The organism is Mesorhizobium sp. P5_C1 (assembly GCF_054049815.1).
In genome coordinates, this window is record NZ_JBFULQ010000038.1 from 1 (window position 1) to 22,132 (window position 22,132).

20 protein-coding genes and 2 tRNA genes are annotated in these 22,132 nt (G+C 63.8%); 14 read left to right on the forward strand and 8 right to left on the reverse strand.

Features of this window, described 5'->3' with window-relative positions:
• The 5 genes from ACXJ7R_RS05450 to ACXJ7R_RS05470 all read left to right on the forward strand — a co-directional run.
• The coding region (locus ACXJ7R_RS05450; protein ID WP_457150909.1) for a TonB-dependent receptor domain-containing protein at window positions 1-1,294 on the forward strand (1,294 nt) is incomplete at its 5' end.
• A 5-nt stretch (window positions 1,295-1,299) separates the two neighbouring features.
• The gene (locus tag ACXJ7R_RS05455) at window positions 1,300-1,743 is read left to right on the forward strand and encodes a hypothetical protein (RefSeq protein WP_457150910.1); all 444 of its coding nucleotides are present in this window, start codon (window positions 1,300-1,302) and stop codon (window positions 1,741-1,743) included.
• Between the two features lies 1 nt (window position 1,744).
• On the forward strand, window positions 1,745-2,836 hold the full coding sequence (locus ACXJ7R_RS05460) for a TonB family protein (RefSeq protein ID WP_457150911.1): 1,092 nt from the start codon (window positions 1,745-1,747) through the stop codon (window positions 2,834-2,836).
• Window positions 2,837-2,882: 46 nt separating this feature from the next.
• A complete protein-coding gene (locus tag ACXJ7R_RS05465; RefSeq protein ID WP_457150912.1) occupies window positions 2,883-3,197 on the forward strand; it encodes an antibiotic biosynthesis monooxygenase family protein in 315 nt (104 codons plus the stop codon).
• A gap of 1 nt (window position 3,198) precedes the next feature.
• Window positions 3,199-3,570, forward strand: coding sequence for a bleomycin resistance protein (locus tag ACXJ7R_RS05470; protein ID WP_457150913.1), 372 nt, complete (start codon window positions 3,199-3,201; stop codon window positions 3,568-3,570).
• A gap of 12 nt (window positions 3,571-3,582) precedes the next feature.
• On the opposite strand, the gene putA is transcribed toward ACXJ7R_RS05470, so the two are convergent.
• Complete coding sequence (gene putA, locus ACXJ7R_RS05475) at window positions 3,583-7,191, reverse strand: bifunctional proline dehydrogenase/L-glutamate gamma-semialdehyde dehydrogenase PutA (protein WP_457150914.1); 3,609 nt, start codon at window positions 7,189-7,191, stop codon at window positions 3,583-3,585.
• 162 nt (window positions 7,192-7,353) lie between these two features.
• Between putA and ACXJ7R_RS05480 the strand changes: the two genes are divergently transcribed.
• Window positions 7,354-7,806: an Lrp/AsnC family transcriptional regulator gene (locus ACXJ7R_RS05480; RefSeq protein WP_027029407.1), complete on the forward strand. Its 453-nt coding sequence runs from the start codon at window positions 7,354-7,356 to the stop codon at window positions 7,804-7,806.
• A 1-nt stretch (window position 7,807) separates the two neighbouring features.
• Here the strand turns inward: ACXJ7R_RS05480 and ACXJ7R_RS05485 are convergent, their stop codons facing one another.
• Window positions 7,808-9,007, reverse strand: a complete 1,200-nt coding sequence (locus tag ACXJ7R_RS05485) for a cytochrome-c peroxidase (RefSeq protein WP_457150915.1) — start codon at window positions 9,005-9,007, stop codon at window positions 7,808-7,810.
• Window positions 9,008-9,014: 7 nt separating this feature from the next.
• Window positions 9,015-9,464: a FixH family protein gene (locus ACXJ7R_RS05490; protein WP_457150925.1), complete on the reverse strand. Its 450-nt coding sequence runs from the start codon at window positions 9,462-9,464 to the stop codon at window positions 9,015-9,017.
• A 151-nt stretch (window positions 9,465-9,615) separates the two neighbouring features.
• Here ACXJ7R_RS05490 and ACXJ7R_RS05495 point away from each other — a divergent pair, with 151 nt between their 5' ends.
• Window positions 9,616-10,539: a sugar kinase gene (locus tag ACXJ7R_RS05495; protein ID WP_457150916.1), complete on the forward strand. Its 924-nt coding sequence runs from the start codon at window positions 9,616-9,618 to the stop codon at window positions 10,537-10,539.
• A 9-nt stretch (window positions 10,540-10,548) separates the two neighbouring features.
• Here the strand turns inward: ACXJ7R_RS05495 and ACXJ7R_RS05500 are convergent, their stop codons facing one another.
• The 3 genes from ACXJ7R_RS05500 to ACXJ7R_RS05510 form a co-directional block, all read right to left on the reverse strand.
• Window positions 10,549-11,565, reverse strand: coding sequence for an aldose epimerase family protein (locus tag ACXJ7R_RS05500; protein ID WP_457150917.1), 1,017 nt, complete (start codon window positions 11,563-11,565; stop codon window positions 10,549-10,551).
• 98 nt (window positions 11,566-11,663) lie between these two features.
• On the reverse strand, window positions 11,664-13,121 hold the full coding sequence (locus tag ACXJ7R_RS05505) for an NAD-dependent succinate-semialdehyde dehydrogenase (RefSeq protein ID WP_095087470.1): 1,458 nt from the start codon (window positions 13,119-13,121) through the stop codon (window positions 11,664-11,666).
• Between the two features lie 227 nt (window positions 13,122-13,348).
• On the reverse strand, window positions 13,349-14,296 hold the full coding sequence (locus ACXJ7R_RS05510; protein WP_457150918.1) for an AEC family transporter: 948 nt from the start codon (window positions 14,294-14,296) through the stop codon (window positions 13,349-13,351).
• 112 nt (window positions 14,297-14,408) lie between these two features.
• Here ACXJ7R_RS05510 and ACXJ7R_RS05515 point away from each other — a divergent pair, with 112 nt between their 5' ends.
• Window positions 14,409-17,429 (forward strand): caspase family protein, encoded by a 3,021-nt coding sequence (locus tag ACXJ7R_RS05515; protein WP_457150919.1) that lies wholly within the window; start codon window positions 14,409-14,411, stop codon window positions 17,427-17,429.
• Between the two features lie 96 nt (window positions 17,430-17,525).
• The gene (locus tag ACXJ7R_RS05520) at window positions 17,526-18,074 is read left to right on the forward strand and encodes a histidine phosphatase family protein (RefSeq protein WP_457150920.1); all 549 of its coding nucleotides are present in this window, start codon (window positions 17,526-17,528) and stop codon (window positions 18,072-18,074) included.
• On the opposite strand, the gene ACXJ7R_RS05525 is transcribed toward ACXJ7R_RS05520, so the two are convergent.
• Entirely contained in the window at window positions 18,071-18,541 is a 471-nt protein-coding gene (locus ACXJ7R_RS05525) for a hypothetical protein (protein WP_457150921.1), read from the reverse strand. The two genes, ACXJ7R_RS05520 and ACXJ7R_RS05525, sit on opposite strands and share 4 nt — an antisense overlap.
• Window positions 18,538-18,777 (reverse strand): hypothetical protein, encoded by a 240-nt coding sequence (locus ACXJ7R_RS05530; protein ID WP_457150922.1) that lies wholly within the window; start codon window positions 18,775-18,777, stop codon window positions 18,538-18,540. The genes ACXJ7R_RS05525 and ACXJ7R_RS05530 overlap by 4 nt, the downstream gene beginning before the upstream one ends.
• Window positions 18,778-19,046: 269 nt before the next feature.
• Here ACXJ7R_RS05530 and ACXJ7R_RS05535 point away from each other — a divergent pair.
• From ACXJ7R_RS05535 to ACXJ7R_RS05555, 5 genes are all read left to right on the forward strand, one after another.
• Window positions 19,047-19,120: transfer RNA gene (locus tag ACXJ7R_RS05535), tRNA-OTHER, on the forward strand.
• 2 nt (window positions 19,121-19,122) lie between these two features.
• A tRNA-Leu gene (locus ACXJ7R_RS05540) sits at window positions 19,123-19,191 on the forward strand.
• 371 nt (window positions 19,192-19,562) lie between these two features.
• Window positions 19,563-20,705, forward strand: a complete 1,143-nt coding sequence (locus ACXJ7R_RS05545; RefSeq protein ID WP_457150923.1) for a slipin family protein — start codon at window positions 19,563-19,565, stop codon at window positions 20,703-20,705.
• A 177-nt stretch (window positions 20,706-20,882) separates the two neighbouring features.
• Entirely contained in the window at window positions 20,883-21,164 is a 282-nt protein-coding gene (locus tag ACXJ7R_RS05550) for an acyl carrier protein (protein WP_010909964.1), read from the forward strand.
• Window positions 21,165-21,220: 56 nt separating this feature from the next.
• The coding region (locus tag ACXJ7R_RS05555; RefSeq protein WP_457150924.1) for a beta-ketoacyl-ACP synthase at window positions 21,221-22,132 on the forward strand (912 nt) is incomplete at its 3' end.

Here is a 22,132-nt window from a genome sequence, read left to right on the forward strand (position 1 = left end):
GGTGAATGATGTGGACCTGAAGTCGAACACCTTCACAGCCCGCTACAACATCACCGACGAAGACAAGAGCTGGCTCGATCTCCACATCAACACCTCCTACAAAAAGACCAACCTCGACCTGAAGAGCCTCGTCCCGCTAAAACGCTTTGATCCGGTCACCGGCCTGCCTGTGGTGCTGCCGACAGGTTCGACCTCGACCTTCAATGTCGGCACGACCAGCATCGACATCTGGAACACGTCCAGGTTCGAGACCGCCGGCGTCGCGCACGAACTGACCTACGGCGGTGACTGGGCGGGCGACAACGTCGAGACCGGCGGCACGGCCGGTGGTGACAGCTTCTACACGCCTTCCGGCAAGCGCAACGTTTCCGGCGCCTATGTCCAGGACAAGCTCACCTGGGAGTGGCTCGAAGTCATCGCCGGCCTGCGTTACGACAACTACAGCTTGAAGGATGATACCCACGAGACTTCCGGCGATAGAGTGTCGCCGCGCATCACTGTCGGCGTCTCGCCCTTCGAAAGCGCTGGCCTTGCCGGCCTGCAATTCTATGGCACCTATGCGGAAGGCTACCGTTCTCCCTCGCTGACGGAGACGCTGATCAGCGGCAACCATCCGGCCGGTGTTTCCTTCCCGTTCCTGCCCAATCCCAATCTGCGGCCTGAAACCGGCAAGACGACGGAATTCGGCGTCAACTACAAGCAAAATGACATCCTGGAGGCCGGCGACGCGCTTCGCATCAAGGCGGCCTATTTCAACAACAATGTCGATGACTATATCGACGGCGTGACGCTGTCGCCGTTCGACCCGACCAGCGGCTGCCCGTTCGGCCCAGGCATCCCGATCTGCTTCCAGTACCAGAATTTTGCCAAGGCCAAGATCGACGGCTTCGAGATGGAGGGGGTTTACGATGCGGCATGGGGCTACGCCGGACTTTCCGCCTCCATCATCAATGGTCACACCATATCCTATGAAGGCGACCGGGCAGACCTTGCCACCATCCCGTCCTCTCAGGTCACGGCTCAACTCGGCCTGCGCTTCCTCGAGGACAAGCTGACCGTCGGTGGCGAAGTGCAGTACAATGGCAAGCCGAAAGGCAATGCAGTGGCCAAGAACTATACGCTGGTCAACGCCTTCGCCAGCTATCAGGCGACCGACAATCTGAAGGTCGATTTCCGCGCCGACAATCTGTTCGATGTCAAATACGCCAACCCGTTGAACGGCAGCACGACGGTTGCTGTCTACGAACCGGGCATAACCCTGAAGCTGGCGGCAACGATGCGATTTGGAGGCTGACGGCAATGGCGAGCTTGAGGACATCCCTTCGTCTGCTGACCTCGACGTTGGCGATGTCGCTTGCGATGGTTCCGGCATGGCCTGAGCAGTCCGCGCCGGTTCCCGCGCTGGCCCTCGAACTCAACGGCGCGCAAGCCTCCGACAAGGGCTGCCGCCTGACCTTCGTGGTCAGCAACAACCTCGGCGCCGACCTCTCCAAGGCGGCGTTCGAGATCGCCCTGTTCAACGAGGCAGGCATCGTCGACCGGCTGACCGTGCTCGACTTCAAGGAATTGCCTGCGGGCAAGACCAAGGTGACACGCTTCGATCTGGCCGGCACCGACTGCGCCAAGGTCAGCCGTGTGCTGATCAACAGCGCGACGGAATGCGCCGGCACAGCCGTCGATCCGAACGCCTGCATGCGCAAGCTGAAGACCGACACCAAGACCGGTATCGCCTTCGGCGTCTGAGATGGGACTGCATCCCGCATTCCTGCAAAGCACGGTGGCACGGCCCCTGGCCGGCTTGTCGTTTGGACCAAGCGATCTTGATTTGACAAGTCCGCACGGGTCGCTGCAGGTCTCGTCCCGCGACATGCGTGACATCAGTCCCCTCCCCGAACCCGGCGCCGAACTGGCGATCGTGCCAACCGAGCCGCTTGCGCCGCCGCGGCCATCGGCCTGGAACCGCAGATGGACGGCGGCGATCATCGTCTCCTGCCTGCTCCATGCGGCGGTGGCGGCGGGTTTTCTGATTTCGCCCTCGGGGACATTCGATTCCCAGGATGCCATGCGGTCGGAGGGCAGCGATCAGTCCGGAGACAAGGTGGTCGGCAGCGCACTGGACCAGGATCCGGCGGCTGTAAATGTCAAGCTGGTGCCCAATCCACGGCCGACCAAATCAGAGCCTTCAAAGGCGGCCAGGCCGACGACACCAACAGAGCCGTCTCAACCTGTTCAAGAAACCGCCAAACAGCCGGTCGAGCCTTTGTCAGCGCCTGTCAAACAGCCTTCCGTCACGCCGGACATTCTGGTGGCGACAGCCCCGCGCACCGATGACAAGAGCATCGTTGCAAAGACTGAAACCCTTGCACAGCCGACCGTTCAGGCCGAGCCTGCCGTCGTCCCGGAGCAGCAAGCGATTCCCAGCGCCAGGCCAACTCCGGCAGCCGCCCCGCCCAGCACCAGCCAAGCGGATGAGAAGCGTGGCACGGCGAATGGCCAGGACCGATTGGCGCAGGCGGCCAGCAAGGGCAAGAAACAGAAGGAGGCAGGCAGCGCGGCGGAAGACAATTACCGCGGCGACGTCTTCCGAAAGCTCAGCCGTGTCAATCGCGGCGTCCCGCCTTCGGTACAGTTGGCTGCTCGCAACAATGCCGTTGTGACATTCATCATCGGCAGCCGCGGCGGCATTGATGACCTGCGCATTGTGCAAAGCTCTGGATCGCCGAATTTCGACAAGGTCGCGCTCGGCATCGTGCGCAAGGCAGCTCCTTTTCCTCCAATTCCACCACAGGCCGTGAGCAAGAGTTTGGCGTTCGAGGCCGAAATCGGCCCATTTTGAAACTGTCGCGGCGTCAACCATCAACACCCGAATGAAAGGAACCTCCATGTACATCGCCATGAACCGCTTCAAGGTGCAGACCGGCTCGGAAGCCGATTTCGAAGCCGTCTGGAAGAACCGCGATTCAAGCCTTGCCCAGATGAAAGGTTTCCGGGAGTTCCATCTGCTGCGTGGCCCGGTCAACGAGACTGAAGGCTACACGCTGTTTGCCTCGCACACGGTGTGGGCGAGCCACGATGATTTCGTCGCCTGGACCAAGTCCGAGAATTTCCGTGCCGCCCACAGAAATGTCGGCACCACGAAAGTCCACTATCTCGGCCATCCGCAATTCGAGGGTTTTTCCGTCGTGGAAGGGGCCTGAGATGGCAACGCCTGCCCAAGATCCTGCGCGCAGCATTCCGATCCTGCCCTCGCCCGACATCGAGGCAACGCGCGATTTCTACCGCGATGAGCTCGGCTTTGGTGTCGTCGAGCCGGAGATGGACGACTATCTGATCGTGCGCCGGGGCGACATCGAAATCCATTTCTGGAAGAGCGACGACCGCAAACTCCCCGAAGTTTCGTCCTGCTATATCAGGGGCGGCGAGGTGCCGGCGCTGCATGCCGAATTTTCAGCGCGCGGTGTCAGGCAACTCAGTCCGTTCACCGTGCGGCCGTGGAACATGAAGGAATTCCATATCCGGGACCCGCACGGCAATCTGCTGAAGTTCGGCTGCGCACCCGAAGAGGTGTGACCAGCCGGTCCTTCAGGAGCCGGCCAGCAGGCTGGCATTGCCCCCCGCCGCGGTGGTGTCGACACAGACGGCGCGTTCATGCGCATAGGCCGCCGGGTTGAGCACCTCGCTGACCAGCGGCACGATCGGCCCTGAGCGGTCGGCGATGACCTTGCGAACAATGCGCGCGGCCTCCTGAGTGCCCGAGAAGGCGACGACATCGACGTGCAGCGAGCGCGCTTCGACCGGATCCGGACGGCCGTCGATGGCGGCCAGCGGCAGGCCCTTGCCGGTCAGCGCAGACAGCGCCGCCGGTGCGCCCGGTGCAACGGCCAGCACCGCATTGCCGGCGGCGAGTGCCTGGATCACCTGGGCAAGCAGCGTGTCTTGATCGGGACCGAGGCACAGAACTCGTCCGCGCGGCGACAGCGACAGCGTGTTGGCCTCGCCGGTCGGGCCGGGCAGGTCGACCTGGCCGAAGTCGATGCCGGCGGCGGCGCCAATGGCCGCGGCACCCTTGCCGCGCAGATGCTTCCTCAGGATGGCAATCCGGTCGGGCCGCGTCGACCAGCCACCCAACGCCGGATCGGGCAGATTGTCGGCAAGTTCGGTCGCCGTGACCTTGTGGCCTTCGGCAATGTGCGTGCCGGCCTCCGGCCCCTTGCGGAAGCGACGGAGATAGTGCGGGCCGCCGGCCTTCGGCCCGGTGCCCGACAGCCCCTCGCCGCCAAACGGTTGCGAACCGACGACGGCGCCAATCTGGTTGCGGTTGACGTAGATGTTGCCGGCGTGGATGCCGTCGACGAAATGCTGCACGCGGCCCTCGATGCGCGTGTGCAGGCCGAAGGTCAGGCCATAGCCCTTGCGGTTGATGGCGGCGATGACCGCGTCGATCTCGTCGGCGTCGAACGTGGCGACATGCAGCACTGGCCCGAACACCTCGCGCTCCATGTCCTCGATGCCTTTGACCCGGAAGACATGCGGCGCGACAAAGCGGCCATCCTTCGGCGCTTCGAGCTTGGCGATCAGCCGGCCCTGCAGGCCCATCTTCGTGCAGTAATCGCGGATCGAAGTCTGCGCCTCGTCGTCGATGACCGGGCCGACATCGGTCGAAATCCGCCAGGGATCGCCGATGCTGAGCGCCTCCATGGCGCCTTTCAGCATCTCAAGCATCTTCTTCTCGACGTCCTTCTGCACATAGAGCACGCGCAGCGCCGAGCAGCGCTGGCCGGCGCTCTGGAAGGCCGAGGCCAGGATGTCGCGCACCGCTTGTTCGGGCAGCGCGGTGGAATCGACGATCATCGCATTCAAGCCGCCGGTCTCGGCGATTAGCATGGCGTCGGGCGCGGCGGTCTCGGCCAGTTGCTTTTCGATCAGCTTGGCGACTTCGGTCGAGCCGGTGAAGCAGACACCGGCGATGCGCGGATCAGCAGTCAGCGGGCCGCCGACCGAGGGCCCGTCGCCGGGCAGAAGCTGGATGACGTCTTCCGGTACACCGGCCTCGCGTAGCATTTCGACGGCACGGAAGGCGATCAGCGGCGTCTGCTCGGCCGGCTTGGCGATCACCGAATTGCCGGTGACGAGTGCCGACGCGATCTGGCCGGTGAAAATGGCGAGCGGGAAATTCCACGGTGAAATGCAGACGATGGCGCCGCGCGCCTGCGTGCCCGGTTCGGCGTTGGCCGCCTCGGCAGCGTAGTAGCGCAGGAAGTCGACGGCCTCGCGCACCTCGGCCACACCGTCGGCCAGCGATTTGCCGGCTTCCCGGGTGGCCAGTGCGAAGAACTCGACGGCGTTGGCCTCATAGAGATCGGCGGCGCGATTGAGGATGGCGGCGCGCTCGGCCACAGGACGCTTTGCCCAGGCTGGCTGCGCCTCCACGGCGATGCGCACGGCGGTCGCCACCTGCTTGGCGGCGGCTTCGCTGACCGTGCCGACGACTTCCGCGGGTTTGGCCGGATTGACGATCGGCCGTTGCTTGCCATAACCGGCGGCCCGCGTGATCGGCTTGGCATGCCAGCGATCGGGGCCGGCGAACGCAGCCTTGGCCTTGTCGATCGCCGCCAGCGTCACCGTGTCGGTGATATCAAAACCCTTCGAATTGCGGCGACTAGCGCCGAATATCTGGGAAGGGCGGGCAATCGCCGGATTGGCGGCGGGGCCCTGGCTCTCGACCGTTTCGAGCGGATCGCGGGCGATGTCCTCGGGCTCGACCTCCTCGTCAGTTAGCTGATGCACGAAGGAGGAATTGGCGCCGTTCTCCAGCAGCCGCCGAACCAGATAGGCAAGCAGATCGGAATGCGCGCCGACCGGCGCATAAATGCGGCAGCGCGTGCCTTCGGCCTTGCGCACCGTCTCATGCAGGGCCTCGCCCATGCCGTGCAGACGCTGGAACTCGAAGGAATCGCGGTCCCCGGCCATCGACAAAATGGCGGCGACGGTGTGGGCGTTGTGGGTGGCGAATTGCGGATAGATGCGGTCGGTCATCGACAGCAGCTTTTTGGCACAAGCCATGTAGGAAACGTCGGTGTTGGCCTTGCGGGTGAAGACGGGATAACCGGTAAGCCCGAGCGTCTGCGCCCGCTTGATCTCGGTGTCCCAATAGGCGCCCTTGACCAGCCGCACCATGATGGTGCGGTCGTATTTCTTCGCCAGCGCGTAGAGCCAGTCGATGGCAAAGGCGGCACGCGGGCCATAGGCCTGGACGACGACGCCAAAGCCGTTCCAGCCGGCAAGCTCCGGCTCGGCCAGCACCCGGTCGATGACGTCGAGCGACAGATCGAGGCGATCGGCCTCCTCGGCATCGATGTTGAGACCCATGCGCGAATGCCGCGCGGCCAGCGCCAGCGACAACAGCCGCTCGGCCATGACAGGCAGCATCTCGTCCTTCTGCGCCACCTCGTAGCGCGGATGCAGCGCCGAGAGCTTGACCGAGATGCCGTGATTCTGGCGGATGTCCGGGCCGTTGGAACCGGAATCGAGCGAGGAAATCGCGTCTGCATAGGCCTTATGATAACGCAACGCGTCGGCCTCGGTGCGTGCGGCTTCGCCCAGCATGTCGAAGGAATAGAGATAGCCCTTCTGCGTCATCGGCCGGCCGCGCTTGACGGCCTCGGTGATGGTGCGGCCGAGCACGAACTGCTCACCCATCTCGCGCATGGCTGCCGCCACCGCCTTGCGGATGACCGGCTCGCCCAGCCGGCGCACCATGGAGCGCAGTGTGCCTTCGATGCCGCCCTCGCCTTCATCGAGGACGCGGCCGGTCAGCATCAGCGCCCAGGTCGAGGCGTTGACGAAGATGGAGCTCGAACCGCCCGAATGCGCCGACCAGTCGTGCGGCGCGATCTTGTCGGCGATGAGATCGTCCATCGTCTCGGTGTCGGGCACGCGCAGCAGCGCTTCGGCCAGGCACATCAGCGCCACGCCTTCCTTGGTGGAAAGGCCGTAGGCGGAAAGGAAGACTTCCATCAGCCGGGGGTCCGACGAGCCGCGCACCGCCCGCACCAGATCGGCGGCGCGGGCCGAGATCGCCTTGCGGTCTTTCGCGGAAAGCCCCGTGGCCTCGGCAAGTCGCTGCACCGCCTCGTCTTCGTCGGGCAGATAGTTGGCGCGGATCTGCTGGCGGATGGTATCTAGCGGCATGGCGGTCCCGTGGATCGAGCAAAGGGGATCGGGCCGGCGGTCACCGGACCGAATGGCGCAAGCTAGCACAAGTGCGAATTTCAGTCGGTCCGAAGAAATCGACATTTTAGGTCATTYGGTCTAACATTACGGCCTAGATTTGGCATATGGACTGTGTTTTCGATGACAGAAGACCAATTGGACCGCATCGACCGGAATATCCTGTCAGCGCTGGCAAGTGATGGCCGGCTTTCGATGTCCGAACTGGCGGCAAAGGTCGGCTTGTCGAAGACACCGGTGCAGGCGCGGGTCAAGCGGCTGGAGAAGGACGGCTACATCAGGGGCTACCAGGCGATCATTGACCGCGAGCGCATGGGCGAAGGTCATGTCGCCTTCGTCCAGGTGAAACTGTCCGATACCCGATCCGCAGCACTCGATGCCTTCAACCGGTCCGTGCAGGCGGTACCGGAGATCGAGCAGTGCCACATGATGGCGTCGAGCTTTGACTATCTGCTGAAGGTCCGCACCAGGGACATCGCTGCTTATCGCCGCGTGCTTGGCGAACGCATCTCGGCCCTGCCCCATGTCGCCCAGACCTCGACCTTCGTGGCGATGGAGACGGTCAAGGATAGGTAGATCACTCGRCCAGCGTCTTCAGGAAGGCCACCAGCGCCGCACGTTCGCGATCCGACAGTTCCAGCGGATGGATTTCGGATGTCCCTTCAACGCTGGGCGCAGCCTTTGCATAGTGCGCGATCACCTCGTCGAGCGACGAAAACTGCCCGGCATGCATATAGGGTGGACGCGTGGCGGCACCGCGCAGCGACGGCGTCTTGTAGGCCCGGATCAGCTGCGGCCCATCCTTGACCATGAAGCGCAGTTCGCCGCAGGCACTGGCGTCGCCATCCCGGTAGGCGCCCAGGCAGTTGAACGGGTCGGCCTCGACTTGGCGTACCGCATCGATGCGGCCGCGGTCGGGCGGCAGATCCGCGACAGGTGGCACGCCGGTGTTGTGAAAACTGTTGTCGGTGAAGCGCGGCCCATTGTGACATGTCACGCAATTGGCCTTGCCGATGAACAGTTTCAGCCCGAGGATTTCCTCCTGGGAAAAGGCGGCATCGCCTTTCGCCTCGGCGCCGGTGGCGAGATCCAGCGCAAAGCGATCGAAGCGCGTCGGCGCCGGCTCGATCGACCGTTCGAACGCGGCGATAGCCTTGCCGATATTGGCATAGACGCCGTTGATGGCATCGCGCTGCGCGCCGCTCATCGCGTTCCAGGCGGCCTTCTCGGCATCGGTTCCGAGTGGGCTTGCATTCAACGGCATGCCGGAAAAATCGGGCAGCGGTCCAAAGATGCGCTCATAGCGTTCGCCGAATCGCGTCTTCATGTAATGCGCATAGGCGGTACGGTTTCCCGCCTGCTCCAGCGGATTTTCGAGCGGCGTCAGCGCCTGCGCCCACAGGCTGTCGCGGCGGCCATCCCAGAAGAACCAGGGATCGCGCGCCACGCCCGCCAGCGGCATGGTGCGCCGGTTGGTGTGGCCGACGCCGACCGCTTGCGGCAGGTCGTCCTGGAACTGGCGGTCGATCTTATGGCAGGTCGAGCAGGACACCGTGCCGTCGCGGCTCATCCCCTGATCGAAGAACAGCGTCGAGCCGAGTGCGGCGGCCGCCGGCACATCGGCAAAGCGGTTGGTGGTGTCGGGCTTCAGGGACGGCAGCGTTGACAGTGCCAGCGAGGCGACGGTCTTCTTCTCGGCGTCGGAGAAATCCGGCTTGCCGCAACCGACGAGGACGATGGCCGCCAACAGCGCCAGAAAACGCGGAAAGTGCCTCATCGGTCGCTCACAGCACCACGTTGAACAGCACCGTGTCCGAGCCGGCCGTGGCCGAGATGGCGAAGTGCAGTTGCCACCAGCCACTCATCGTGAATTTCACCCCTTCGATCCGATAGCGCCCGTCGCCGAGATAGTCGGTCGCCTGCGGGCTGGTCGGCAGGCCGTGATTGTGCTGCGGCATGCCGCCAGAAATCGCGATCGCGGCCCCCTCCACCGGCGCGCCGGCCTTTGTCTTCAGGGTCAGCAGCCAGGATTCCAGTTCGCCTTGCCGCACGACGCCCCGCTCCGGCAAAAAACTTGCCACGAAAAGACCGTTGTCGGTGTTCTTCGTCCGCGAGACATCCGGGCCAGCAGGCTGCCACGATCGCGGCGCCGTCAGATAGACGACCGCAAGAATGCCGACCAGCAAGGCAGCCAGACCAAGACCCGCCAGAAGATAACGCCATAACGATGCCAAACCGGTTCCTCTTCTGCAGACAACGTTTTGCCGGACGGATCGCATCCCGCCAGCCTGTGGGAAAACGCTGTGGCGGAAAAAAGCCTGCTTGCCAAGCATGGCGCTGCCCGTGGCAAAAAGCTACAGCACCGGGATCACTGGAGGATTGTAGATGGCGGGAAACGGCGTCGCCTCGATCGGCGAATGCATGCTCGAACTCTCGGGCCAGACCGGCCCGAACTGGCGCATGGGTTTTGCCGGCGACACGTTCAACACGCTGTGGGCGCTGCATGCGTTGAGCACTGAGCGGCCAGCAACCTATGTCTCAGCCTTTGGTGACGATCCCTTCTCACAAGGCCAGATCGCTTTCTTCGCTGAAAACGGCATCGGCATCGGTTCCAGCCCGGTCATAGCCGGGGCGCGGCCCGGTCTCTACGCGATCACGCTGGCCGGCGCCGAGCGCTCCTTCACTTACTGGCGTGGCGACGCCGCCGCCCGGCAGCTCGCCTCCGATCATGCGGCATTGTCGAAAAACCTGGAAAATCAGGCGCTTGTCTACTTCAGCGGAATTACTTTGGCAATTCTGGACGATGCCGCGCGGGCTACGCTGCTGGCGGCCGTGGCCAGGGCGCGGGCGGCAGGCTCGACTGTCGCGTTCGACCCCAACTACAGGCCGCGGCTCTGGCGCCGGCGCGAGGATGCGCAGGCAGCGATCGCCGAAGCGCTTGCCGTCACCGACATCGCCTTGCCGACCTTTCCCGACGAGCAGATGCTGTTCGGCGATGCAACGCCGCAAGCGACCGCCGCCCGGCTTGGGCAACTGGTCAGCGAGGTCGTCGTCAAGAACGGCGAGGCGCCAGCACTGATTGCCGACAACGGAACATCGCACGACGTGCCGGCGATCCATGTCGCCGCACCCGTCGACACAACCGGCGCGGGCGATTCCTTCAATGGCGCCTATCTGGCCGCACGCCTCGCCGGTCACGCCCCGGTGGATGCCGTATTGCGCGCGCACCGCGTCGCCGCAGCCGTAGTACAGGTGCGCGGCGCCTTGGCCCCGTTCGAGACGTTGCGGACGGCGTTCGAAACCGAGTGACCAGAAATACTAAGGGAGCCGGAAGCGGTATTCGGTGACGTGATGGTAGATCGCGCCCGGCCACAGCGTTGCCTGCGGGAAATACGGCCGGTTCGGCGCATCCGGCCAGACCTGCGGCTCCAGGCAAAACCCGCAGAAGGCCTTGTAGTCTCGCCCTTCCAACCCCTTGCGCGGCGTCACGTACTGGCCGGTATAGAGCTGGACGCCGGGCTCCGTGGTCCACACCTCCATCTCGACACCGGAACTCGCCCCTTGCGTCCAAGCTGCCTGTTTGAGCGGCCCGCGCGTCGGGGCGAGGCAGAAATTCTGGTCATAGGGCAGCTGTTCACCCTCGGTCTCCATGCGCAGCGGCCGCGCCTGGCGAAAATCGAAGGGCGTGCCGTCAACCGGCTTGACCACGCCGGTCGGGATCATGTCGCCATCGACGGGCAGATAGGCGCCCGCATTCAGCATCATCCTGTGGTCGAGGATGTCGCCAGCGCCACCATCATCCAGGTTGAAATAAGAATGCTGGGTGAGATTGCACAGCGTCGGCTCCTCGCAGGTCGCGGTGAGTTCGACACTGAGCGTGCCGGGGATCTTCAGCCGGTAGGTGCAGGTGACGTCGAGCGCGCCGGGAAAGCCCATCGTGCCGTCGGGATCATGCAGCGTGAGCGTGACGAAATCCCTGCCATGCAGCGAAACCGTCCACGGCCGGTGGAAAAAGCCTTGCGAGCCGCCATGCAGCGTGTGCTTGTCGAGGAAGTTGCGTTCGGTCTGGTAGCGCTGGCCGGCGATGGTGAAGCGGCCATCCCGGATGCGATTGGCGTAGCGGCCGACGACGGCGCCGAAGAAGGYGGTGTCGGTCTCATAGGCCTCCAGACTGTTATAGCCGAGCACCAGCGGCGCATCGTGTCCGGTGAGGCGCAAATCCTGGATGATTGCGCCGAGCCCGATGATGTTGGCGGTAAGACCGCCACCCCTGATCGCGAAGCGACGCACCGGCTCGCCTGCCTGCGTCGTCCCGAAAACCTCACCGTCCTTCATTCGTCATGCTCGCAAACGCCAGTTGATTCAGAGAATTTCGGCTGGTTTTCTCGACGCAAGCGGGCAGGTCACAGACCTGCCCGCTTGGAGCTAGTCTATCAGAGGCCGAGGCCACCGATGCAGACATATTTGGTGTCGAGGTAGTCCTCGATGCCCTGATGTCCGCCTTCCTTGCCGAGGCCAGATTCCTTGACGCCGCCGAACGGCGCCTCGGGCGTGGTGATGAGGCCTTCATTGACGCCGACCATGCCGTATTTCAGCCCTTCCATGACGCGGAAGGCGCGGCCGAGATCGCCGGTGTAAAAATAGCAGGCGAGGCCGAATTCGGTGTCGTTGGCGAGCGCGATGGCTTCCTCTTCGGTCTCGAACTTGAACACCGGTGCGACCGGGCCAAAGATTTCTTCCTTCATGAAGCGCATCTTGGGCGTCGCATTGGCGATGACCGTCGGCTGGAAGAACGAACCGCCGAGCGCGTGACGCTTGCCCCCGGCGACGATCTTGCCGCCCTTGGCAGTCGCGTCGGCAATCAGCTCCTCGACCTTCTCGACAGCCTTTTCGTCGATCAGCGGTCCCTGCTGCACGCCGTCCTCGAGGCCGGAACCGACCTTCAACCCGTTGCTTGCGGCAGCGAGCTTTTCGACGAACTTGTCATAGACGCCGGCCTGAACCAGGAAGCGGTTGGTGCAGACGCAGGTCTGGCCGGAATTGCGGTATTTGGCGGTGATCGCGCCGGCGACGGCACGCTCGAGATCGGCGTCGTCGAAGACGATGAACGGCGCGTTGCCGCCAAGCTCCATCGACACCTTCTTGACGGTGACCGAGGACTTCTGGATGAGAAGCTTGCCGACCTCGGTCGATCCGGTGAAGGTGATCTTCGACACCAGCGGATTGGCGCAGATCTCGTCCCCGATCTCGCTGGCCGAACCGGTCAGGATGTTGATGACGCCCTTGGGGAAACCGACTTCCTCTGCGAGCGCGCCCCAGGCCAGACCCGAGTACGGGGTCTGCGAGGCCGGCTTGACGACCGCGGTGCAGCCGGCGGCAAGCGCCGGTCCGAGCTTGCGGGCCAGCATCGAGGACGGGAAATTCCACGGCGTGATGGCGGCGATGACGCCGACCGGCTCCTTGGTCACCAGGATGCGGCGGTCCGCCCATGGCGAGGGCACGACGTCGCCATAGGTGCGGCGGCCTTCCTCGGCGAACCACAGGATGTAGGAAGCGGCCGAGCCGATCTCGCCCTTGGACTCGAACAGGGACTTGCCCTGCTCGATGGTGAGCAATTCGGCCAACACGTCCTGATTGTCCATCATCGCGTCATGCAGCTTGCGCAGCAGCTTCGAGCGCTCGAGCGCGGTCGTCTTGCGCCACGACTTGAAGGCAGCTTCGGCGGCCTCGATGGCACGGCGGGTCTCGGCCTTGCCCGACTTCGGCACAGTGCCGATCTTGAGACCGGTGGCCGGGTTGTTGACGTCGACCGTCTGGCCGCTGTCGGCCTGCACCCATTCGCCGTTGATGAGATTGGCCTGCCGCATGAAATGGCTGGTTTTCTGAAGCATGGTCTATCCTCCGTTCGGCGCACTGACGGGCCGGTCTGTGAAGTCTTCGGTGAGCGTGCGCCATGGAATTGAAGCCGGCACGCCGGAGCCACTGCTCTTTACCTAGGGCAAGGCCCGCAAGCAATCGCTACATGGCATATAGGGGTTGGGCCAGCCCGAGGCGAGAGCAGGCCGACATATGGCAGGAAGATCGCAGGCCGGCATTATCTGAATATCAGCATAACCTGTCAGAAAACGTGGAGCACCACCGTCAGCCAGAAAGCAGTCGTCACAGCGGCGCAGGCCGTGGCGATGGTCATCTGGTTCGATGCCAGCGCCTGGCCGGTGTTGAACTGCACGGCGATGAGATAGGAATTGATGCCGGATGGCAGCGCCGCGATCACGACCGCCACCTTGGCCGTCAAGGGCGGCAGGCCGAGCAGCCAGACGAAGGCGAGAACCAGCGCCGGCATCAAGAACAGCTTCAGCACCGAAAGCGCCAGCGCCGGACGGACATTCCCCGAAATGCCGAAGCGGCGCAGGCTGAGCCCCATGGCAAACAGCGCAACCGGCCCGGCCGTATCGGCCAGCGCATCGACCAGTCGCATGGCAAGGTCGGGCAGCGGCACACCGCTGAGGCGCCATGCCAGTCCCGCCAGAATGCCGATGATCAGTGGATTGATGAAAAGCCGCCGCAGGAAACTACGGATGATGCGCAAGGGGTGCATAGGCTCGCTGCCAGTCCGGCCGAACATCTCGAACAGGACGATCGACGCCATCATCATGACCGGCAGATGGACGGAGACGAGCAGCGACAGCACTTCGAAGCCGCTCGGGCCGAATATGCCGAGAATGAAGGGGGCACCGAGCAGCACGACATTGGAGTAGGCCGACGACACACCGCCGACGACCCCGGCACGTGCATCCCGTCCGAAGATCCGCGTGGTGACGAGATGGCCGGCGGCCCAGGTGATCGCTACCGCCGCGAAATAGGCGCCCCACAGGGACCATGGCGCGACGCCGTGGAAATCGGCGTTCACCATGGTCTGGAACAACAGCAGCGGCATGGCCACGCTGACCGCGAAATCGGATATCCCCTCGCCGCTCGCCGGTCTGAGATAGCCTGTGAACCCGGCGAGATAGCCGAGCGCGACAAGGCTGAAGACGAAGAGCACGGTTTCGGTGAGCGGAGACATTTTTCCCGTGATAGGCGAGCCACGGTCGTGGCGCAATCTCGCCTGAATTTGATCATGGTCGGCTGGCAGCGTTATAGAGGGTTTGGATCATCGGGGCGGGCGCGAACGACAAATGGCCTTTGTCGAAACTTCGAAGCGTAATCTTTTCCGGCAGGCGTGGCTGACAGCTTTCGCCACTGCCCTGTTTTGCCTTGCCGCGACAGCGCTTCAGGCCGCTGAAACGAAAAGCCTGAAGGGTGTGGCGCTGATCATCGGCCAGTCGAAATACGAACATATCGCCGCCCTCCCCAACCCGGCCAACGACGCCCGCGACATGGCCAAGATGCTGACCGACCTCGGCTTCGACGCCCGTAACGTCACCGACCGCGACGCCGCCAAGCTGAAGCGCGACCTGGAGCGATTCACCGAGGATGCCGAAGGCGCCGATGTCGCCTTCATTTACTATTCCGGTCATGGCATCGAGGCCGGCGGCGAGAACTATCTGGTGCCGGTCGATGCCGACATATCTTCCCTGAAGGATGCCGACGCGGCCCTGGTGCCGATTTCCGCCGTCATGGGTGCCTTGAAGACGACCGTGCCGGTGACGATCGTGCTGCTCGATGCATGCCGCACAAATCCGTTTCCGGCGGACGCAGTGGTGCGGCGCGCCCCGACCGCCTCCGCCTCGCCGATTGGCGCCGGCGGACTGGAACCGGTGCGTGGTGCCAAGGCCCTCGGCAATGCGGCGGCGACAGACGCGAGCCTGGGCACCGTGGTCGGCTTTGCCGCCGAACCCGGTCGCCCGGCACTCGATGGCGTGGCTGGCGAAAACAGCCCTTACGCGGCCGCCCTGCTGCGCCACCTCGCGGCGATGAAAGGCACCGAGTTCGGCTCGGTCATGCGCATGGTGACCGAGGAGGTCTACCTCGACACCAAGGCCAAGCAGCGTCCCTGGGTCAATGAAAGCCTGCGCCGCCTGCTCTATTTCGGTATTGCACCACCGGAGCCGACCGGCGACGACGGGTTGATCACCAGCGAGCGGCGGCAGTTGCTGTTGACCATTTCCGACCTGCCCGACCCGAAGCGGGCACAGGTGGAACTGGCCTCGCTGCAGGAGGGCGTGCCGCTCGACGCGCTTTATGGCGTGCTGAAGGCGCGCGGCACGGAAAAAATCCCCGAGGATCCGACGGATCTGCAAAAGGTGCTCGACGCCCAGGCCGAGCGCCTGAAGAAGATGATGTCCGAGCGCGCGGCGTTGCGCACCGACGATCCCGAGATCAAGCGCCTCGTCGCTTCCGCCGACGAGGCCATCGCCCAGGGCGCCATCGTGACGGCGCGCAAATTCCTCGATGGCGCGGTCGGCCGGGTCGAACAGACAGGCGATGCGGTCGATGAGGCCGAAGATCTCGTCAAGCAGAAGCGCCTTGCCGATGCCGCGATCTACGCCAGGCGCGCCGATGCCTCGGCGCTGGTCTTCGATTATAAGTCCGCCGCCGGCGACTACGCCAAGGCGTTTTCGCTGGCCGAAAAATGGGACGACAAGCTGCGCTGGAACTACAAGAACCAGGAAGCCGAGGCGTTGAATACTTTCGGCTATGCCTCTGGCGATCTCGAGGCGCTGCAGCATTCCATCGAGGCCTATCGCATCATCCTGAACTTTATCCCCAACGGCGAACAGAATCGCGACTGGGCGATCACCCGCAACAACATGGCGGTGGTGCTGCAGACCATCGGCGAGCGCGAGACCGAAACCGCTCATCTCGACGAAGCGGCACAGATTTTTCGCGATTCCCTCGTCGTGTTCGAGCGCGAGAAGGACGACCYCAACTGGGCCGCCGCGCAGAACAACCTCGCCAATGTGCTCTTGAAGATCGGCGAACGCGAGAGCGACCCGAAGCGCCTGAATGAAGCGGTGGCGGCAATGCGCGCCACCCTCGAGAAGCGCCCACGCGACAAGGTGCCGCTCGACTGGGCAGCTTCGCAGAACAACCTCGGCCTGGCGCTCTACGCACTGTCCGAGCGCGAGGCCGCCGGCGAGCATCTGACGCAAGCGGAGGCGGCCTACCGGCTGGCGCTTGAGGAATACACGCGCGAAAAGGTGCCTGTGGAATGGGCGATGGTCGAGAACAATCTCGGCAATACGCTTGTGTCGCTTGGCATCCAGCTCAACGACAAGGCAAAGATCAACGCGGCGGCCGACGCCTTCCGCGCCGCGCTCGAGGTGCGAACCCGTGAAACCTTCCCGGTCTCCTGGGCCACCAGCCGGCTCAACCTCGGCAACGCGCTGAGCGGCGTCGCCCGCTTCGACTTGGGCACCAGCGCGCTCGAGGAGGCCGCGGCGGCCTATGACGATGCGCTGACGGTGTTTACCCGGCAGCGTTTTCCGATGGACTGGGCGTCGGCGCAGAACAATCTCGGTTCGATCTACCAGACGCTTGGCCAGCGCACCCGCGACGCGGCCAGGCTAGAACAGTCGGCGGCGGCGTTCCAGGCCGCCCGACAGGTCTATGTCAGACGGAAATTCCCGCTCGACTGGGCAATGAGCCACTACAATCTCGGCAACACGCTGCAGCTGCTTGGAGGCGTGACCGACAAGCCGGAACACTATGGCGAGGCGATCGCCGCCTACCGCGATGCGTTGCGCGAATACAAGCGCGAGACGAACCCGCGGCAATGGGCGCTGGCCCAGGCCGGCCTTGGCTCGACGCTGCACTGGCTGAGCATGAGCAACGCCGACCCGAAGACCCTGCTCGAGTCCATCGCCGCAGGGCGGGCGGCACTTGAAGTGTTGACCGTCGAAGCCGCACCCGTCGACTGGGCCAATGCCCAAAACGGCATCGGCAGGAGCCTTCTCAACCTCGGCAATCTCCAGCGGACCGACAAATATCTCGGCGATGCCGAGGCCGCCTTCACGGCAACGTTGAAGGTGTTCACCCGCGAAAGCCAGCCGATGCAGTGGGCCTTCGAACAGAACAATCTCGGCGACATCCACTGGAACCGCGCCAGCTATGGTGGCGGCAAGGCCGAATATCGAAAGGCGATCGAATTCTTCGAGAACGCCAAGCAAGGCTTTACCGAAGCCGGCTATACGATGCCCATCCCGTTGACCGACCAGAAGATCGATCTGGTGAAGAAACAACTGGCGAAGAAGTAGGGCTCTGTCCGACCGCGCCTTGTCTTTCGGCTGGCTTTACCGTCCCTATATGTCGAGTCACCGGAGCCCATGCCGGGAACCGGAGAAGGATAGCCTATGATTCGATTTTTGTTGGCTTTGCTTCTGTTCGCTATCCCGGCCGCGGCCCACGCAACGGACGCCGGCTGGGCGCTGTTGCGCGACGGCGGCCATGTCGTGCTGCTTCGCCATGCTATGGTCACCGGCACCACCGATCCGGCCAATTTCGACATCGACAGCTGTGCCACCCAGGTCAACCTGTCGGCGCGCGGCAAGCAGCAGGCGAGCAAGATCGGCGCCTTGTTTGCGGCGCGGGCGGCACCCATCGAGCGTGTGCTGTCTAGCCGCTATTGCCGCTGCCTCGACACCGCGCGCATCGCCTTCGAGGCCGAGCCGGAGCTGTTTGCGCCGCTCGATCTCCTGAAGGGGGATGAGACGCAGAAGGCGGCGCAGATCGCGGCAATCATGAAGGAAATCCGCGCCTATTCCGGCTCCGACAATCTGGTCATGGTCACCCATCTGGAAGACATCGTGGCGCTGACCGGCGTCTCGCCACGCGAAGGCGAGGCCGTGGTCGTCGAGCCGCAGGGCGACGGCCTGCGCGTGCTCGGTCGGGTCACGTTCTAGTCGTGGCGATGACCGACTGACGCGTCGGTGAGCAGCCACGCATCGATGCGGACTTGCCATGCCTGGATCATGCGCGCGAACGCGTCCTCCGTCAGCGCCGACAGATACGACCTGCCTGACGCGTTCAGGGCGGTGAACGTGTAGGCGATCGATGCCTCGGTGCCGCCGTCAGCCGCCGGATTGCAGGCCACCTCGACAAATCCGAAACGTGAATCCGGCGTGACCCTGACATAGCGGACACGATGCCCGACAGGATCCCAGTCAGCGCAGGCCCAGAGAGTCGTCTCATCACCATGGGCGGTCCGGAAGACCATGCCTTGCCGCGTTTCGCCGCCTTGCGGATGCAGAAACTCCGGATCCCAGCCCTCCACCCACAATGTCTCGCCGATCGGCGAGAACAGCGGAAAGACGCGATCGACCGGACCGGAAAGGACGATGCTGTGGCAACGCTCAAGATGGCTCGTCATCCGCCTTCGCCCTTCCGTTCGACCAGACGGTGGCTGTCCGCGGCGCCAAGCTCCAGCCCATAGATGCGCTTCAATTGGCCGATTGTTTCGAGCGTCGCCGGCGAAAACGGCGTCTGCCCTTCGAAAGCATGCAGCACGATGCCCTCGATGAGATCGCCGAGGCTCATGTCGCGGTGTTCGGCCAAGGCCTTGAGGACCTTCACCAGTCGCTTTTCCAGGCGAACCCCTGTCTGCACGCGCTCTATATCCATGGCCATCGTGTACCATGGTACATTGGTACACGCAAGCGCACGCCGGCGACTGCCGTTTGTGTTGCCGAAATGCCACCACTGAAAGAAGCCGCAWATTGACCACGACAATGCCGCTTGCGACAACCCGTCGCAGGGGCTATAGGCGCGCACCCGGTCACGAAAACCGAAGTGAGCACAACGGTTGGAGCTTTCGTCTCCGCCCGTGCAGGCGGCTTTGCCGCCCTGTATACGGCGCCGCTTTGGGGATTGGGATCGCGGATATAGCTCAGCGGGAGAGCGCCGGATTTGGTTCCGGAGGTCGCAGGTTCGATTCCTGCTGTCTGCACCACGGATAGCTCAGATTGGTAGAGCATCAGATTTAGGTTCTGATTGTCGAAGGTTCGAATCCTTCTCCATTGGCCTGATAAGCCAGCACCCTGCCACGGTGTTATCTGAAAAACGGTCCGGGGACTGGAATGCTGAAGATCTGACGGACGGCCCAAGCCCTTCGGGCGCGGGCCATCCTGAAAGTCTGACGCCATCGGCTCGCGGCCAGGCCCGCGGTGATGGTCAAGGCGCAGCGTCGCCGGCAAGGGAGGCCAAGGCCTCCGGCGCCCGCTTCGCTGCCCCGCGATCCGCTCCCGCAGGCCCGCCACGGATTGATGCCACCAGTCCCCGGATCATTCGTGCCCGGATCAAGACGCAAGAGACGATGTGAAACGAGAAACGAAGGGAAGATCGACGCATGACTTGACGCCTCGCATGGGGCCATGCCCGACAGGAGTAAGACAATGACCATTCTTGACAAGGTTCTTGGACGCGAGCGCGTCCTCGTAAGGGAAAACGAACGTGCCCTCACCCTGTACAAGGGTGAGATCAAGGCTGTCCTGCTGCCGGGCGAACATTGGCTCGCCAACCGGCGCGGAAGCCTCGAGGTGTCGCGGCACGATCTGAAGAACCCGGAATTCGTTTCGGCATACGAGAAGGCGTTGTTCGACAAGCTCCCGGATGTAGCCGCGCGTCATTTCACCGTCGTTCGCACCGGGCGCACGGACGTCGCCGTCATCGAGCGTGACGGCAACCTGCATGCCGTGCTGGCGCCGGATCGCAAGCTCGTGCTGTGGACGGATGCCGGTCCGTGGAAGGTGACGCTGATCGACACGTTGGCCGATCTGGCCATCGATGCGGCGGTCATGCGCCGGCTCGGCCAGGCCCGGAAGGCGGAACTGATGTCCGTCCATCCGGTCGTCGACGGCCAGGCCGGACTGCTGTTCATCGACGGTGTCCTCGTGCGGACGCTGTCGGCGGGCGTGCATGCTTTCTGGAACGTCGGACGCATGGTGCAGATCAAGGTCGTCGACCTCAAGCGCCAGTCGCTCGACGTTGCCGGGCAGGAAGTGCTGACCAAGGATCGCGTCACGATCCGCGTCAACATCGCCGCCGAATACCGGGTCGTCGATCCGGTCAAGGCGGTGAGCGCTGTGAAGGACTTCTCCGAAGCCCTCTACCGTGCCCTGCAGTACGCCTTCCGCAAGACGCTTGGCGCGCTGACGCTCGACCAGATCCTTGAGAAGAAGATGACGGTCGACGAGGAAGCGGCGGCCAAGGTCCGCGCCGACATGGCGGAGATCGGTGTGGAGGTCAGCGATATCGCCCTGAAGGATGTCATCCTGCCGGGCGAGATGCGCGAGATCCTCAACCAGGTGGTGTCGGCTGAAAAGCAGGCCGAGGCCAACATCATCCGTCGCCGCGAGGAGACGAACGCCACGCGTTCGCTGCTTAACACGGCCAAGGTGATGGCGGAGAACCCGGTGATGCTGCGGCTGAAGGAGCTCGAGGCTCTGGAAACCATTGCCGGCAAGGTCGAGCGGCTGACCGTCCACAACGGAACGGGCGGGCTGCTCAACGACCTGGTCAAGCTCCGCGACACTTGAGCTTACGTAACGTCAATGGGAGAGGCCGCCGGGTCGACCGGTGGCCCTTCTTGCGTTTCTTGAGCGCCCTACCCATCTGCGCCCCGCGCATCAGGCCTTTTCCTGCCGGGAAAAACCGATTAGACAGCGCCCAAACACATGCGGACAGATTCCGCCCGCAACCGAAGGAAAAGCCTCTTGTCCACCACGTTCGACAAAGTCGCCAAGATCATTGCCGACACCAGCGAGATCGATATCGACACCATCACGCCCGAGAGCCACACGATCGACGATCTCGGCATCGACAGCCTCGATTTCCTCGACATCGTCTTCGCCATCGACAAGGAATTCGGCATCAAGGTGCCGCTGGAAAAGTGGACCCAGGAGGTCAATGACGGCAAGGCTTCGACCGACGATTACTTCGTCATGAAGAACCTGTGCGCCAAGATCGACGCGCTGGTCGCCGCCAAGACTGCTTGACGTCAGTTGAGCGCGCGATCTTGACGCGCTCTGCCGCCTGACCCACAAAGCCGCCCATGAGCAGCCCCCGCGACGTCGTCATCACTGGTATCGGCCTTGTCTCCTCGCTGGGAGAGGGTCCGGACGCCCACTGGCAGAAGCTCGCCCAGCCCGGCCTGCAGCCGGTGCTCGAGGCCGCGCGTTTCGCGCCCTACACCGTCCACCCCCTGCCGGAGATCGACTGGAACCTGCAGATCGCCAAGCGCGGCGACCAGCGTCAGATGGAGACCTGGCAGAGGCTCGGCACCTATGCCGCCGGACTGGCGTTGGACGACGCCGGCATCAAGGGCAATGACGAACTCTGCACGACCATGGACATGGTTGTGGCCGCCGGTGGCGGCGAACGTGACGAAGCGGTCGATGCCGCCATTCTCGCCGCTTCCGAAAGCCGCAACGACCGCGACGTGCTGCTGAACGAGAAGCTGACCACAGAACTGCGGCCGACGCTATTCCTGGCCCAGCTTTCCAATCTGCTCGCCGGCAACATCTCCATCGTCCACAAGGTGACCGGCTCGTCCAGAACCTTCATGGGTGAGGAAGGTGCGGGCGTCGCCGCCGTCGAAACGGCTGCCGCGCGCATCCGCTCCGGCCAGTCGACCCACATCCTGGTCGGCGGCGCCTTCCAGACCGAACATTCCGACATGCTGCTCGGCTACGAACTTGCCGGCTACCTGCATCGCGGCCCGTGGAAGCCGGTCTGGCAAAGACAGGGCTCTGAAGGTGGCGGCGTGGTGTCGGGCTCCGGTGGCGCCTTCCTGGTGCTGGAGCAGCGCGAACACGCGACAAGCCGTGGGCGCAAGATCTATGCCGAACTCGGGCCGGTCGTCTCCGGCCGCGCCAGGCGGCGGCGCGGAGAACTCGACACCGAGATCACGGCGCTGCTCAGCGCCGCCTGGCTGAGCAGCGCCGTGATCTCGGTGTCGAGTTCT